This is a genomic window from Hyalangium ruber (assembly GCF_034259325.1).
GTDB lineage: Bacteria > Myxococcota > Myxococcia > Myxococcales > Myxococcaceae > Hyalangium_A > Hyalangium_A rubrum.
The window spans coordinates 595,199-609,695 of the sequence record NZ_JAXIVS010000003.1; the positions used below are offsets into that span (position 1 = coordinate 595,199).

The following is a 14,497-nucleotide window of genomic DNA, read 5'->3' on the forward strand; positions in this document are numbered from 1 at the left end:
GCGCCTCCACCCCGCCGTGCAGGGGTACTTGATCGCAACAGCCGGCCTGGATCCGAACCCCTGTTGTCTTTGCGCCGGTGCAAGCGGAGTGGATCTCTCGAATTTCTCTGCACGTAAGAAGGCTGCCCCTTTTCGTCGCTCCACGCGCCCGTGACGGGCAAAGCCGCTGGCTCGGCGCTTGCTCTCTTGGCCAGCACGGCGTTTTTTGTCCCTCTCAAGGAGCAACGAAGATGATGCGGCGCCAGCAGAAGGGCTTCACCCTCATCGAGCTCATGATTGTCGTGGCGATCATCGGAATCCTGGCGAGCATCGCAATTCCGAGCTTCCTTCGCATGAAGGCGCGGGCACGGCAGTCCGAAGTGAGCACGAACCTCAAGAGCCTCTTCACGGCCCTGCGCACCCAGCACCGGCTGCCCCCGCGGGATATCCACTCCACGGGCTTCGCGCCGGATCGCGGCAATCGCTACAGCTATCACCTGCAGGATGACTGCCCCGCCTTCGAGAACCGCAGCGCGGTGAACGCGGTGTCCAACAACCCGGACCAGTGCGTGGGCGCGGACACCTTCCGGTACGCGGGCTTCCCGGACGTGTTCCCGGTGGTGCCGATGTCAGCCGTGACCTGGGACGATGGGGCCGTGTCCAACGGCCTGAGCACCCAGTCGGGCATCTTCGGCACCCCCGGCACCTGGGACTTCATGGCGTACGGCGCGGGGGATGTGGATGACGAGATCCTGGACGGCGCGGACACCTGGCTCATCGCGTCGGCCGACGGCGAGCTGACGCCCGCCTGCCCGACGACGGGCGGTGTGGCGGGGCGCGTTGCGGCGGGCGAGCCGTTCAACACCAACAACGACGTGAACTGCCGCTAGGAAACGGGGCGAGGGCTCGCCTCGCCTCGTTCTCGAGTGTCGCCCTCTTTGGTCGGGAGAGGGCGATCGCCTTTCGGGCGCCCACGCCTCGCGCGCCTCCTGCTTGACGGTGCGGAGTGGGTCTGCTTCGGTCGCGGGCCTTGCGCATCCTCTTCCTCAATCCCGTGGGAGTGCTGGGCGGGGCCGAGCGGGCGCTGCTGGATCTGCTCGCGTGCCTGCGCCAGTTGGACCCTGCGCTCTCGCTGCACCTGCTGGCCGGCACCGAAGGGCCGCTGCTGCAGGAGGCACGGGCGCTCGGCGTGGATGCCCGGCTGCTGCCGCTGCCCGAGCGACTCTCCGCCCTGGGTGACAGCGGACTGCGCGAGCGGGCACCTCGAGCACTGTGGGGACTGGCCCGTGGCCTCGCGCCCGCACCGGGACTCCTGGCGGGCTACCTGCGCCAGCTGCGCCGAGAGGTGCGCGCGCTGCGGCCGCATCTGATCCACTCCAATGGCATCAAGACGCACCTGCTGAGCCCCGCCACCGTGGGTCTCTCGACACCCTGCGTGTGGCACATCCACGACTTCATCGGAGAGCGGCCACTGGTGCGCCGGGCGCTCCAGGCGCTGCGTCCGCTGGCCACGGCGGCCATCGCCAACTCGCGCGCGGTGGGGCTGGATGCCCGCGAGGTGCTGGGCCAGGTGCCGGTCCATGTCGTCTACAACGGGGTGGACGCGGAGCGCTTCGCGCCGGGCCCCGGAGAGGGTGTGCGCCTGGATGGGCTGGCGGGGCTCTCTGCCGCACCCGAGGGGACGCTGCGCATCGGACTGGTGGCCACCTACGCGCGGTGGAAGGGCCAGGAGGTCTTCCTCCAAGCGGCGGCGGAGCTGCTGCGCGAACACCCGATCCTGCCCGTGCGCTTCTACCTCGTGGGCGCGCCGCTCTACCGCACGCCGGACTCCCAGTTCTCGGAGGAGGAGCTGCGCGGCCGGGTGCAGCAACTGGGGCTGAGCGGGCACGTGGGGTTGGTGCCGTTCCAGCAGGAGCCCGCGGCCATCTACCGAGCCCTGGACATCTTCGTACACGCGAGCACCCGCCGTGAGCCCTTCGGCCTCACCATCGCGGAGGCCATGGCGTGCGGGCGGCCGGCCATCATCTCCCGCGCGAGCGGTGCGGCGGAGCAGCTCACCGACGGAGAGGATGCGCTGACGCTGCCCTCGGGGGACGTGGAGGCGCTGAAGGAAGCGCTGCGGACGCTGGTGGAGGACGCAGGGCTGCGCGAGCGGCTCGGACAGGCCGCGCGGCGGACGGCGGTGGCGCGCTTCTCCCGCGAGCGCTACGCCCGAGAGATCCTGGCGGTCTACCAAGGGCTCCTGCGCGCGGAGGGCACTCCGTGAGGCGCACGCGCCGGCTCGTCACCGTCTCCCACTCTTATGTGGTGGCCCTCAACCGGCGCCTGGCCAACGAGATGGCGCGCGTGGGAGCTGGCCGTTGGGAGGTGACGGCGGTGGCGCCGCGCTTCTTCCATGGCGACCTGAGCCCCATCACGCTCCAGCGCGAGCCGGAGGAGGCAAGCCAGCTGGCGGCGGTGCGCGCGCACTTCAGTCGCTCGGCGCACATGTTCGTCTACGGGCCGGAGTTGCGCGCGAGGCTGGCGGGCGGCGTGGACCTGGTACACGCGTGGGAAGAGCCCTACGTCTTCGCGGGAGCGGAGGTCGCGCTGCTCACGCCGCGAAAGGTGCCACTCGTCTTCTCCACGGCCCAGAACCTCTCTAAGCGCTACCCGCCGCCGTTCGCCCAGCTCGAGCGACTCGTGGTGGCCCGCTCGGCGGGCTGGGTCGCCTTCGGAGAGACGGTGAAGCAGAACCTGCTCACCCGCCCCGGCTATGCCCAGCGCCCGGCGCGCTACATCCCCATGGGCGTGGACGTGGAGCTGTTCCGGCCGGACCGGGCGCTGGGTGCGGACTTCCTGCGCGAGCTCGGGTGGGAGGCCGAGGGTCCTCCGGTGGTGGGCTACCTCGGGCGTTTCGTGCCAGAGAAGGGCGTGGAGCTGCTGCGGGGCGTCCTGGAGCGCCTCACCACGCCCTGGCGTGCGCTCTTCGTGGGCGGAGGCCCGATGGAGGCGAGCCTGCGCGCGTGGGGCGAGCGGCAGGGAGGCCGGGTCCGGGTCGTCACGGGCGTGACGCACGCCCGCGTCCCGAGCGCGCTCAACGCGATGGATGTGCTGTGCGCGCCGAGCCAGACGACGCTCAAGTGGAAGGAGCAGTTCGGCCGGATGCTGGCGGAGGGGTTCGCGTGCGGCGTCCCCGTGCTCACGAGCGACTCCGGAGAGATTCCCCACACCGCGGGGGACGCGGGCCGGGTGCTCCCCGAGGCGGATACGGCCGCCTGGACCGCGGCGTTGTCCGAGGTGCTGGAGAGCCCCGAGCGCCGGCGTGAGCTCTCTGCCCGGGGGCGCGAGCGCGCCGTGACGCGGTTCTCCTGGCCCGTGGTGGCGCGCGAACATCTCGACTTTTTCGAGTCCGTGCTCGGCTGACCGTGGTTTCATGCTGGGCATGGAGATGCCCTCGGAGCTCCAAGCCCGCACCATCCCCGGGCTGCATGACGAAGTGGTCGCCGTGCTCCAGCGACACTTGCCCGCTCCGGCGCGCCTCGTGGACCTTGGCGCGGGCTCTGGCGCCTGGGCCGCGCGCCTCGTCTCCCACGGCTACGCCCTCACCGCCATCGAGCGCGACGCCGCCTTCTACCGCTTCACCGGCGCGCCCCTCATCGTCGCGGACCTCAATGAGCCCTTCAGCGCCCGGCTCCCAGGAACCTTCGACGGGCTCACGGCCATCGAGGTCATCGAGCACCTGGAGAACCCTCGCGCCTTCCTGCGCGAGTGCCACAAGCTGCTCGCGCCTTCAGGGCTGTTGGTGCTCACCACGCCCAACATCGAGAACGTGCCCGCGCGCCTGCAGTTCCTCGCCACCGGCGGCCTGCGCATGTTCGGCCGGGACACGCGCTACAACGACCCGACGCACATCACGCCGATCCACACCTATATGCTCGAGCGGATGATGCGCGACACGGGCTTCAGCCTCGTCGAGCACACCTTCAACAAGCCGCGCCCCACGGTGACCAAGCTGGCGAACCGGATCCTCTCCCGCGCCGTGGCCCCGCTGCTCCGGGGCCTCAAGGGCGGGGACTGCCACATCTTCGTGATGCGAAAGCAGTAGCGCCGCGCGAGGCGCTCACCGCGCGGCCTGGCGCTCCAGGAGCTCGACGATGGCGGCGGACATGCCGTCCCACGTCTGAGAGCGCAGCTCCTCGGCGAGCCGGGAGACATGGGGCGAGAACTCCGCCTCCCGGGCCCGCCATCCTTCCAGGCGCCGCACCAGCTCCTCCACATCGTTCGGATCATCGATCAGCAACGTCTTCAGCGCGTCGGGGTAGCGCTCGGCCACGCCCGCCGTCCGGCTCACCAGCGCTGGGAGCCCGGTACACAGCGCCTCGTGGACTCCCAGCCCGTAGGCCTCGTAGCGCGTGGGCGCGATGAGCAGATCCGCGGCGGCCATGAGCACGGGCACGTCCTTGCGGAAGCCGAGGAACTGGATGCGCTCGCCCAGCCCGCGCGCCTGAGCCTCCCGCTCCCACAGCTCGCGCTGAGCGCCCACGCCCACGACCTTCAAGTCCACGTTCCACTCGCCGCGCGCGCACAGCCGTGCCCAGGCCGGGAAGACCGTGTCGAACCCCTTGCGTCGGTCCCCCAGCGCGCCGACGAAGAGCGCCACCCGCCGCCCCTCGGGCCACCCCAACGATGCCCGCGCCTCGAGCCGCTCCTGCGCGCTCCGGGGACGAAACCGCTCCGCTTCGATGCCGTAGTACACGACATGGATGCGCTCGGGCGAAGCGCCCGTGGCCTGCACGATGTCCGCCTTCGTCCGCTCGGAGTTGGCGATGATGACCCGCGCGCGCCGCAGCGCCTTGCGCTCGCCGCGCAGGTACAGCCGGTGGCTCACCCGCCCCTTGAGACGGCGGAGCATGGAGCCGGTGCCCTCGGAGACATAGGCCCCGTGGACATAATGGACCCAGTTGGCCGCGGGTACCTGGCAGTTGCCGCCGTTGGCCAGCACCTGCCCGCCCTCGGCCAGCGTTCGCCACGCCCAGAGCCGCCCGACCCTGTCCAGCAGGGGTTCGCCCAGCATGTACGCGTTGGCGGGCTTGGGAACGCGGATGAAGCGCACGTTGGGGAAGCCGAGCAGCTCCTCGGCCACCCGGTGCGCCACGAGGCGGACCGGACCGCCCTGGCGCGCCAGATAGCTGGCCAGGGCGAGGTTGGCGCGATCCATTCCGCCGGTCGAGACGAAGTCACCGGCGATGAGGGTGTAGGGTCGCATTCGGTGTGGGGCGCGGCGTCTGCCGGGCCGCGTGGAAGAAGGCTCCGAAGAGGGCAGCGTTGAGCAACCAGAACTCCATGCCGGCCTGGCTCATGAAGAACGGGTAGCTGAAGGTGAGCGCGATGGCCCCCAGGTCATACGCGAAGATGACGCTGCCCCACAGCCAGAACTCACCTTGCTCCCCACGCTGAAGCGCGAGCCGGAACACCCAGAGGGCGGTGGCCAGCAGCGCCAACGGGTAGAGCAGCAGCACCAGCACGCCGCCATCGAAGATCCACGCCGTCCACTGGATCTCCACCCAGAGCGGAGGCCGGGACGGATCGCTGTTGTCTCCGAAGTAGGCGTTCGCCATCCCGTAGCGCCCCAGCCCGGCGCCCAACGGATACGCGGGGACGACATCGTTGAAGGTGCCCTCCAGGAAGTGGCCGCGGTTGCTGTAGTAGACCTGCCCGGCGTCCGCCTCGAAGAGGCGGTTCCAACGAGCGGTGGCGGCCTCGCCTCCCATGGTGACGGCCCAGCCCACGGCCACCACGGCCAGCCCGCCCACCACCGCCAGCAGCTTGGTCAGCCGCAGGATTCGGCCCGAGAGCATGAGCACCCCCGCCATGGCCATGAGGCACACCACCAGCATGAGGGCCAGGGCCCGCACCTGACAGAGGTAGAGGCTGACGATGCCCACGAAGATTCCACCCACGCTCAGCAGCCGGACCGGACCGCGCCGCGAGCTGATCAGGAACCCCGAGCCGAGCAACACCGCGTAGAAGGCGCCCGTGGCGGCGCCCCCTGGCACGTCCGTGAGGCCAAAGGGACGGAAGACGAGCGCACCGCTGCCCGACTCGAATTGAAGGCTGCGGATATAGGTCTCGCCCATCCCCGCGATGGCCGAGGACATGCTGGGCTGGAAGCGCCCGGGGAAGTAGACCTGGAGCACGCCCATCGCGGCGCTCGCGGCGTTGAAGAGGAACAGCAGCGCCAACGTGCGACGGAACGTCACCGCGTCGATGCGCAGCCGCGTCACCCAGAAGAGCGGCGCGAGGACGGAGATCTGGATGCCAAGCTGCGTCGCGCCCGCCAGGAAGCTGCTCGTCTGCGGGTGGAACATGTTCAACGCGGTGATGGCCGTGGAGGCCAGCAGGAACGGCACCGCCGGATGCCGCAGGCGCGGACCCCGCACGAACGCGAGCAGCGCCAGGCTGCACCCAAACGCGAGGATGCGAATGAGCACCCGCAGCGGGGAGATAGCCTCCACCAGCAACGAGAGCTGGCAGCCGATCTGCATGGAGATGAAGGCGGTGACCACGCGCCCCGAGGCCCAGAACGCGGGCGGTGCCTCGGCGGCAGCGGGCGTGGCCTCGCCACTCGCGGCGGCGCCCTCCGCCGGGGCCACAGGAGGCGGAGCGGGACGCACATAGCGCCGACGAAGCACCCCCGGTCCACGGAGCTGCGGGCGCCCCGACGGAGCGGACGGCTTGAGCGGCGTCTCACTCACGCGGCACGCCCCTTCGCGGTGAGCTCCTGGAGATCCTCCTGGAGCCCGCGCAGGAAGGCTCCCGGCTCACACAGCGCCGCGGCCCGGGCAGGCCCACCCGCGCCCAGCTTCCGTCGCAGCTCCGGCGTCTCCACCCACTCTCGGAGCACCTCGGCGAGCGGCTCGGGACGCGGCTGAACAAGCCGACCGCACGAGTCGTCGACGATCTCCAGCGGCCCGCCCATGGCGGTGGTGAGGACCGGCAGCCCTGCCTGCAGCGCCTCGATGAAGGCGATCCCGAAGGGCTCCGCGCTCAAGTTGGGCTGGCAGTGGATGTCCGCGGCGCGCAGCAGTTGGGGCACGTCCGTGCGCTGGCCGAGGAACCGCACGCGCTCACGGATACCGAGCTCCGTCGCCAGCGCCTCCAGGCTCTCCAGGTAGCGCGCCTCCTGGGGACGTTGCACGCCACCGGCCACCCAGAGCGCCCAGCCCGGCAGGGTCCGCAGCCGCCCCAGCGCCTCCAGCAGCAGGCGATGCCCCTTCCACTCCTCCATGCGGCACGCCTGGATGATGACGGCCTGATGCTCGCTCGCGCCCAGCTCGGCGCGCACCCGGGCGCGCTCCACGGGCCCAGGCAGGAGCTCCGGCAGAGGGACCGGCAGGTAGCGCACCTTCCACGGGACGCGCGGATACACGTTGGCCAGCGACTGCGCGGAGAAGCGGCTGTTGGACAGCGCCAGCGCCGGCTCGGTGACGCGGGCCCAGCGCTCCAGCCAGTGCCGTCCGTTCAGCCCATCGTGCTGGTAGAAGATGAGCGGCACCCCGGCGGCGCGCACCACCGGCCCGAAGAGCGCCTGGGGCCACGCCGCGTGACACACCACCGCAGTATACCGCTCGCGGCGCAGCAGCTCCGCCAGCACGCTCCGCGCGCGCCACACCGTCCACGGCCGGCTCACCTTCACCGCGCCCAGCAGGTGCGTGACCGCGCCCGCCTCGCGCAGCTCCTGACTCAGCCGGCCCTCGAAGCAAAGGGCGAACTCGTGCGTCAGCTCCGGAGCGCTCGGCGCCAGGCGGGCCAGCGTCCGCAGGAACACCTCGATGCCCCCGTAGAGGTTGCCGCTATAGACGTGGAGAAGCCGCATCAGCCTGGGAAGTTCCGCGAGGGGAGACCTGCCGAGGTGCGCGCAAGGCCTCCGCGTACAGCGCAAGGCTGCGCTCGGCCATCACGTCATGCCGGAACTCGGCCTGGGCGCGAGCCCGAGCCGCCTGGCCCAACCGCTCGGCCAGCCCTGGCTCCTCCGCCAGCCGCCGAGCCGCCCGCGCGAGCGCCCCCGCATCGCCCACCGGCACGGTGAGCCCCGTCTGCTCATGGAGGCTCACCCACGGCACGCCCGAGTGGGCGATGGCGGTGTTGATCACGGGCAGCCCGCTGGCCATCGCCTCCACCTGCGAGAGCCCATAGGCCTCGCTGCGCGCATTGCTGGGGAACCACAGGGCCGTGGCGGCGCGGTACGCCCCGGTGAGGGCCTCCGGAGACAGGTAGCCCGCCCACGTCACCCGGCCTTCCACCCCAAGCGCCCGCGCCCGCTCCCGGCCTTCCTTCTCCAGGGGCCCCACGCCCACCACCAACAGTCGGCCGGGCGCGCGCACCAGCGCCTCGAGCGCGGTGAAGAGCCCCTTGTAGTAGACGAGCCGCCCCACCATCAGCCACAGGGGCCCATCGCCCTCCGCGCGCAAACGGGCCTCGGCCTCCAGCACCGCCGGCGAGGGAGACAGGAAGGGCGCCAGGTCGATGCCCAGCGGCAGCGCGCGCACCTTGTTGCGGAAGCCGCGCAGCAACGGCGAGCCGGCCACGTAGGCGGAGCTGGTAGCGAGCAGCAGGCGGGCCCGCGCGTACAGCAGCGCCTCGAAGGGGCGGAACAGCGTACCCGCCACCCGCTGGCGGATGACGTCACTGTGGTGGGTGACGACAACAGGCGGCAGCCACGGCATCGAATCCAGCGCCAAGACCAGCGTGGGGTTGGGCGTGTGCAGATGCAGCACGTCCACGCCGCGTGTCAGCGCGCGCAGCAGCTCACGCGGCAGCTCCGGCATGACATCCATGCGCAGCACCGAGGCCCACCGGCCCACGCGCACCACTCGGATCGGCCCGTCCCACTCCTCGCGGGTAGCGCTGCGGCCCTCGAACTCGTGGCTGAAGCCCTCTCCGCCCGCCGCGTGGTTGATGCAGAGCACCTCCACGCGAGCCCCCAGCTCGGCCTGGGCGCGCGCCAGCGTCTGCACGTGCCCCTCCATGCCACCGGAGGCCGGCGGGTAGAACTTCCCCAGGTGCAGCACGCGAAGCGAGGTTCCCGGCAGGCTCACGAGGAAGCCACCCCGTCCTTCGACTCCTCGGGGTGCCCGTAGTAGCGATAGCCCAGGTACGAGTCGCGGTAGGGCCCGTCCGTCAGGTCCAGGTCATTGAGGATGGCGCCGTACATCGTGGCCTGCACGTCCGCCAGCGAGCGCAGCGCGCGCCGCGCCGACTCGCGATTGGTCTTGCCCGCGCGCAGCACCAGCACCACGCCATCGCACCTCGTGGCCAGCACCGCCGAGTCCGACACCGCGTTGAGCGGCGGGCTGTCGAGGATGACGCGATCGAACTTCTCGCTGGCCGCCTTGAGCAGATCCGCGAAGGCCTGGGTGTGCAGCAGCTCGGCGGGGTTGGGAGGAATGGGGCCGCACGGCAGCACGAAGAGGTTGGGCACCTCGGTGCTCTTCACCGCCTTGTCCAGCGTGCCCTCGCCCACCACCAGCGAGCTGATGCCCACGTCATTGGGCACGCCGAAGGACTTGTGCAGCCGCGGCCGGCGCATGTCCGTATCCAGCAGCAGCACGCGGTTGCCACTCTGCGCCATGGCCACGCCCAGGAAGATGCAGTTGGTGGACTTGCCCTCCTGGGGGCCGCTGCTCGTCACCACCAGCGTCTTGAAGGGCTTGTCGGGCGACATGAACAGCAGGTTCGTCCGGATGGCCCGACAGCACTCCGCCACGGAGGACTTGGGCTGATTGTGGACGTACAGGTCCCGCTCGCGCCCGTTCTCGGCCTTCCCCTCCACGCTCGGCAGGAAGCCCAGGAAGGCCAGCCCCAGCTGCTCCTCCACGTCCGCCTGCGAGCGCACGGTGTTCTCGAGGAACTCCAGCAGCACCACCACGCCACAGCCGATGACCAGCCCGAAGATGAGCGCCATCATCACCGAGCGGCGCACGTTGGGCTGGATGGGCATGAAGTTGGGCCGCGCCGGATCCAACACGCGCACGTTGGTGGTGCGCAGCAGGCCCGACAGCTCGATGTCCTTGAGCCGCCGCAGCACCAGCTCGTACAGGCGCCGGTTGTTCTCCGCCTCGCGGTGCAGGTTCTCGAATTCGATCTGCTTCTTGCCCAGCTGGAACGCCTCGTCCCGGGCCACGGCCAGCACGCGCAGCAGGTGCTTCTCCTCGGCCACCCCCTGCGCCAGCTCCGTCTCCGCCTTGCGCACCACGTTGTTGAGGCTGCGCACGAAGTCCTCGCGCACCACCCCCAGCTTGCTGTTGCACTCGAGCATCTTCGGGTGCTCGGGCAGGTAGCGCTCGCTCAGCTCCACGCACACCGCGCGCTGCTCGATATAGCGGCGCTTGAACTCCTGGATGGCCGAGTCGCCCGCGCCGGGCACCGCCTCCGCCCAAGTCTCATCCCCCGTCGGAGAGCTCTTCTGGAGCTGGCGGATGGCATCCACGCGGCCCTGCAGCGCCGCGAGCTTCATGCGCACCTGGGTGAGGTTCTGCTCGTAGGTGTTGATGCGGTCGTTGACGCTGCTCTTGCGGCTCTCGGGCGAGACGGAGAGCATGTCCTCGCGCTTCTTGAAGTCGTAGAGCGTCAGCTCGCTGGACTTGGAGGCCTTCTCCAGTTCCACCTTGCGCTCCTCCAACCACTGGGTGGCGCTCTCGGTGGTGCGCAGCCGCAGCGCGAGGTTCTCGGCCATGTAGGCCTCGGCCACCTCGTTGGCCAGCAGCGCGGCGCGCTGGGGGTCCAGGTCCTCCACGCCGATGTTCACCACGCGCGAGTCCTTCACCGGCATGACGCGGATGCGCGACTGGAGCAGGCCCGCCGCGTCTCCGCCCTGCGCGGCCTGCATCCGCTCCTTCTCGTCCTGGATGTGGGACAGGCCCAGGAAAGCCGCGTCGTGCTGCAGGCCCAGCTTCTCCACCACGCGGGTGGACACCGCGCGCGAGGTGATGACCTCGTTCTGCGTGGCGTAGTACTCCTTGTTGAACCAGTAGTTGCTGCGCTCCTCGCCCATCACCTCCTTCACCTCGGAGTCGAGCACGCGCGGAGCGGTGACATCGATGATGAGCGAGGTGCTGGCGGCGTACACCTTGGGCTTACGAAGGGTGTGGAGCGCGGCCAGGCCGGTGATGAGCACGGCCACCCCGAGGACGATCCACTTGCGACGCCAGAACGCGCGCACGAAGCGCATCACGTTCAATGGCGTCATGCCGGCGTTGACCGGATCGTTCCCGGAACCTTCCAAAATGCATCTCCTGGGGACTTCGCGCGCGGAGCTGGCCCGACTCGACTCCCTTGCCCCGACCTGCACCCACAGCCTCGACCGAGCGTGCACTTTCCGGAGCGAGGGGTCAATCTTCCAGGCCGCGCTCACCAACGGCTGGACGCCTGGCATCCATTCCCTTGGCCACGGGGCGCGAGCACGCCCCCGGCGCGTGTGCTAGTCACGCGCCCCATGGGTCACCGTCTGTCCGTCGTCGTCCCCTATTCTCCCACCACGGCCGCCACCGCGGCCCACTTCGCTCGGAGCCTCGCCGACCAGGCGGAAGTCATCCTGGCCGGAGAGGGACAGATTGAGGTGGCTCCCGGACCCAACCTCCATGTGCTCTCTGGCATGGCCGGCAAGGGAGCGGCCATCCGGGCGGCGCTGGGTAAGGTGACGGGGGCGGTGACGGTGCTCCAGGACCCGGACGAGGCCTACACGCCCGGGGACTACGAGGCGTTGTGCCGGCCCATCCAGGAGGACACGGCGGACGCGGTCTTCGGCCGTCGCGAGGCGCAGGGACTGCGGCCAGAGCTGCTGGCGGAGCGCGCGCTGGGAGGCTTCACCCGCCTCGTCACGGACGTGGCGCTGGAGGATCCGCTCACGGGTGTGCGCGCCTTCCGCACCGAGGCGCTGCGCTCGGTGACGTTGACCAGCGAGGACGACGCGGTGGACGCGGAGCTGGTGGTGAAGCTGGCCGCACAGCTCTTCCGGCTGACGGAGGTGCCGCTGCCGCTGCAGGCGGTGCCGAAGCGCCCGCTGGCCTCGCACCTGTCGAAGCTGCGGACGCTGATGCGCTACGCCACGGTGCAGGACGACGCGGACAACCGACACGAGGGCTACAGCTCGCTGGAGCGGATGGACGGCGCCAACAACTACAACGCGTGGCTGGGCCGCCGCTTCCGCGAGCACCTGGGCAAGCGGGTGCTGGAGATCGGCGCGGGCATCGGCACCATCACCCGCGAGCTGGAGGCGGGGCGCGAGCTGTTGATCGCCCTGGAGGTGGACCGCTTCTATGTGGACCGGCTGAAGAACAAGTTCCGGGGCAAGCCGCACGTGCGGCCGTACCTGTCGGACGTGGCGCTGGCGGACTGGGAGGCGCTCAAGGCCGAGCGCATCGACACCATCGTGCTCTCCAACGTGCTGGAGCACATCCCGGATGACGCGGCGGCGGTGCGGCGCTTCCGGCAGATCCTCCCGGTGGGCGGCAAGGTGGTCATCCTGGTGCCGGCGCTGCAGCAGTTGTTCGGGGCGATGGACGAGGCGGTGGGCCACCACCGGCGCTACCACCCGGACACGCTGCGCAGGGTGCTGGAGGAGAACGGCTTCGCGGTGGACACGCTGGAGTGGATGAACCTGGTGGGCATTCCGGGCTGGTTCATGAACAGCCGGGTGATGCGCCGCCGGACGATGCCCAAGCTGCAGCTCAAGCTGTACGACCGGCTGGCGCCGCTGCTGGCGCAGGCCGAGAGCCACGTGAACCTGCCGGTGGGGCTGAGCCTGTTCGCGGTGGGCCGCGTCACGGGAGAGGTGTGAGCGCGGAGTCCAAGCCGAGGGCCACGCCGCGCGCGGTGTGGGCGGTGCTGGTGGCGCTGTACGTGCTGGCGTTTCCGTACCACCCGGGGCTGCGCTCGCCCAACGAGCTGTGCCGGCTGTGGCAGACGCGGGCGCTGGTGGAGTACGGGACGCTCGACATCAACCAGGCGCTGCAGGACTACGGCTACGTGGGAGACCTGTCGGTGAAGGACGGCAGGTACTACCCGTCCAAGGCGCCGCTGCTGTCCTTCGCGGCGGTGCCGGTGTACGCGGCGCTACGGGTGGTGGGCGGAGGCTTCCGGTACGCGGTGCCGGAGGTGCCGCTGGTGTTCTTCAGCCGGCTGCTGCTCACGGTGCTGCCCACGCTGGTGATGCTGTGGGGCGTGCGCCGCTTCCTGCGCGCGTACGTGTCGGAGGCGGTGGCGGACGCGGTGACGGTGACGTACGGGCTGGGCTCGCTGGCGTACAGCTACTCGCTGCTCTTCATGAGCCACCAGACGACAGCGGTGCTGCTCTTCGGGAGCTTCTACGCGCTGTGGCGGTGCGCGAGGGGCGAGTGGCGGGAGCGCGGCTACGTGGTGGCGGGGGCGTACGCGGGGGCCACGGTGGCGGCCGAGTACACGGGCGCGATGGCGGTGCTGGGGCTGGTGCTGTACGCGGTGCTGACGCTGCTGTGGCGACAGGAGCCGATGCGCGCGCGACTCGTCCGGCTGGGGCGCGCGGCGGGACTGGCCACGGTGGGGGCGCTGCCCTTTGTCGTCGGGCTGATGCTCTACCACCAGGCGGCGTTCGGACACCCGCTGGAGAGCGGCTACAAGTACCTCAACGACGCGGCGTACCAGCCGTGGCACCTGGGCGGCTTCCTGGGCATCCGGTATCCGGATCCGCGCGCGTTCGTCCTCTCGTACTTCTCGCCGCTGCGAGGGCTCTTCACGCTGTCGCCGTTCCTGCTGCTAGCGCTGCCGGGGTTGGTGCTGCTGCGAAGGCAGGGCCGGGCATCGGCGGAGTTCCGAACGCTCTTCTGGCTCTCGGTGGTGGTGCTGGCGGGGTACACGTACTTCACCTCGTCCTTCTCCTATGAGTCGTGGGGATGGACGACGGGCCCCCGGCACCTGACGGGGCTGGTGCCCTTCCTGCTACTGCCGGCGGGGCTGGTACTGGAGCGGCTCCGGGCCGGGGGCGCGCGGTGGCTGCTGGGCGCGGCGGCGGCGGCGTGTACGGCGTCCATCGTCATCACCGGCACGGCTACCTTCATCAACTACGTGCCCGACGACGTCTCCACCGCCTTCTTCGGGCTGGCGGTGCCACTGTTGAAGGCGGGCTACCTGCCGCCCACGGTGCTGAACTTCTGGGGCATGACGCAGCCGCTGGCGGGACTGCCACTGCTGCTGGGGCTGCTAGGGGTGGCGAGCTGGGTCTTCGTGCGACTGGGCGCGAGCCAGAGCTACAAGCCCTCGCTGGACACGCTGCTGGGAGGGGTGGCGGCGTGCGCGCTGCTCTTTGGCGCTCAGGGGCTGACCCCGAAGCACCCCGCGCAGGACCATGGCGCGGTGCGCCATCTCCAGTCCGTGTGGCTCACGCCTCCGCACCGGCCCCTGTCCTTCTGGCCGGACCCGCGCGGCTGACGCCGTTGAAACAGATGTCTCGTATCGGGAGGCGCGTCCCCGCGCCCCCATCAATAAGGCAGACCCGAACCTC

At 70.4% G+C, this 14,497-nt stretch carries 11 protein-coding genes and 1 pseudogene; 7 read left to right on the plus strand and 5 right to left on the minus strand.

Features of this window, described 5'->3' with window-relative positions; genetic code table 11:
* Positions 1–233: 233 nt before the first annotated feature.
* The 5 genes and pseudogenes from SYV04_RS43705 to SYV04_RS11420 form a co-directional block, all read left to right on the plus strand.
* Positions 234–324, plus strand: a pseudogene (locus SYV04_RS43705) (pilin); the annotation flags it as partial.
* 8 nt (positions 325–332) lie between these two features.
* Positions 333–869 carry a pilin gene (locus SYV04_RS11405; RefSeq protein ID WP_422723929.1) on the plus strand — a complete coding sequence of 179 codons (537 nt, stop codon included), beginning with the start codon at positions 333–335 and terminating at the stop codon, positions 867–869.
* Positions 870–1,009: 140 nt separating this feature from the next.
* Positions 1,010–2,245 carry a glycosyltransferase family 4 protein gene (locus tag SYV04_RS11410; protein ID WP_321545892.1) on the plus strand — a complete coding sequence of 412 codons (1,236 nt, stop codon included), beginning with the start codon at positions 1,010–1,012 and terminating at the stop codon, positions 2,243–2,245.
* The gene (locus SYV04_RS11415) at positions 2,242–3,384 is read left to right on the plus strand and encodes a glycosyltransferase family 4 protein (protein WP_321545723.1); all 1,143 of its coding nucleotides are present in this window, start codon (positions 2,242–2,244) and stop codon (positions 3,382–3,384) included. The genes SYV04_RS11410 and SYV04_RS11415 overlap by 4 nt, the downstream gene beginning before the upstream one ends.
* Positions 3,385–3,394: 10 nt before the next feature.
* Positions 3,395–4,066 (plus strand): class I SAM-dependent methyltransferase, encoded by a 672-nt coding sequence (locus SYV04_RS11420; RefSeq protein ID WP_321545724.1) that lies wholly within the window; start codon positions 3,395–3,397, stop codon positions 4,064–4,066.
* A 15-nt stretch (positions 4,067–4,081) separates the two neighbouring features.
* On the opposite strand, the gene SYV04_RS11425 is transcribed toward SYV04_RS11420, so the two are convergent.
* The 5 genes from SYV04_RS11425 to SYV04_RS11445 form a co-directional block, all read right to left on the minus strand.
* Positions 4,082–5,227, minus strand: coding sequence for a glycosyltransferase family 4 protein (locus SYV04_RS11425; protein WP_321545725.1), 1,146 nt, complete (start codon positions 5,225–5,227; stop codon positions 4,082–4,084).
* On the minus strand, positions 5,199–6,716 hold the full coding sequence (locus SYV04_RS11430) for a hypothetical protein (protein ID WP_321545726.1): 1,518 nt from the start codon (positions 6,714–6,716) through the stop codon (positions 5,199–5,201). Before SYV04_RS11430 ends, SYV04_RS11425 begins: the two co-directional genes overlap by 29 nt.
* A complete protein-coding gene (locus SYV04_RS11435) occupies positions 6,713–7,837 on the minus strand; it encodes a glycosyltransferase (RefSeq protein WP_321545727.1) in 1,125 nt (374 codons plus the stop codon). The genes SYV04_RS11430 and SYV04_RS11435 overlap by 4 nt, the downstream gene beginning before the upstream one ends.
* On the minus strand, positions 7,815–8,990 hold the full coding sequence (locus tag SYV04_RS11440; RefSeq protein WP_321545893.1) for a glycosyltransferase: 1,176 nt from the start codon (positions 8,988–8,990) through the stop codon (positions 7,815–7,817). Before SYV04_RS11440 ends, SYV04_RS11435 begins: the two co-directional genes overlap by 23 nt.
* Positions 8,991–9,055: 65 nt before the next feature.
* Positions 9,056–11,245 carry a GumC family protein gene (locus tag SYV04_RS11445; RefSeq protein ID WP_422723926.1) on the minus strand — a complete coding sequence of 730 codons (2,190 nt, stop codon included), beginning with the start codon at positions 11,243–11,245 and terminating at the stop codon, positions 9,056–9,058.
* Positions 11,246–11,455: 210 nt separating this feature from the next.
* On the opposite strand from SYV04_RS11445, the gene SYV04_RS11450 reads away from it, so the two are divergent.
* Positions 11,456–12,799 carry a bifunctional glycosyltransferase/class I SAM-dependent methyltransferase gene (locus SYV04_RS11450; RefSeq protein ID WP_321545728.1) on the plus strand — a complete coding sequence of 448 codons (1,344 nt, stop codon included), beginning with the start codon at positions 11,456–11,458 and terminating at the stop codon, positions 12,797–12,799.
* Positions 12,796–14,424 carry a hypothetical protein gene (locus SYV04_RS11455; RefSeq protein ID WP_321545729.1) on the plus strand — a complete coding sequence of 543 codons (1,629 nt, stop codon included), beginning with the start codon at positions 12,796–12,798 and terminating at the stop codon, positions 14,422–14,424. The genes SYV04_RS11450 and SYV04_RS11455 overlap by 4 nt, the downstream gene beginning before the upstream one ends.
* Positions 14,425–14,497 lie beyond the last annotated feature (73 nt).

Coding starts and splice junctions, on each gene's coding strand:
- SYV04_RS11405 (WP_422723929.1), top strand. CDS start 333: ATGAAGGCGCGGGCACGGCAGTCCGAAGTGAGCACGAACCTCAAGAGC.
- SYV04_RS11420 (WP_321545724.1), top strand. CDS start 3,395: ATGCTGGGCATGGAGATGCCCTCGGAGCTCCAAGCCCGCACCATCCCC.
- SYV04_RS11425 (WP_321545725.1), bottom strand. CDS start 5,227: ATGCGACCCTACACCCTCATCGCCGGTGACTTCGTCTCGACCGGCGGA.
- SYV04_RS11435 (WP_321545727.1), bottom strand. CDS start 7,837: ATGCGGCTTCTCCACGTCTATAGCGGCAACCTCTACGGGGGCATCGAG.
- SYV04_RS11440 (WP_321545893.1), bottom strand. CDS start 8,990: ATGGAGGGGCACGTGCAGACGCTGGCGCGCGCCCAGGCCGAGCTGGGG.
- SYV04_RS11450 (WP_321545728.1), top strand. CDS start 11,456: ATGGGTCACCGTCTGTCCGTCGTCGTCCCCTATTCTCCCACCACGGCC.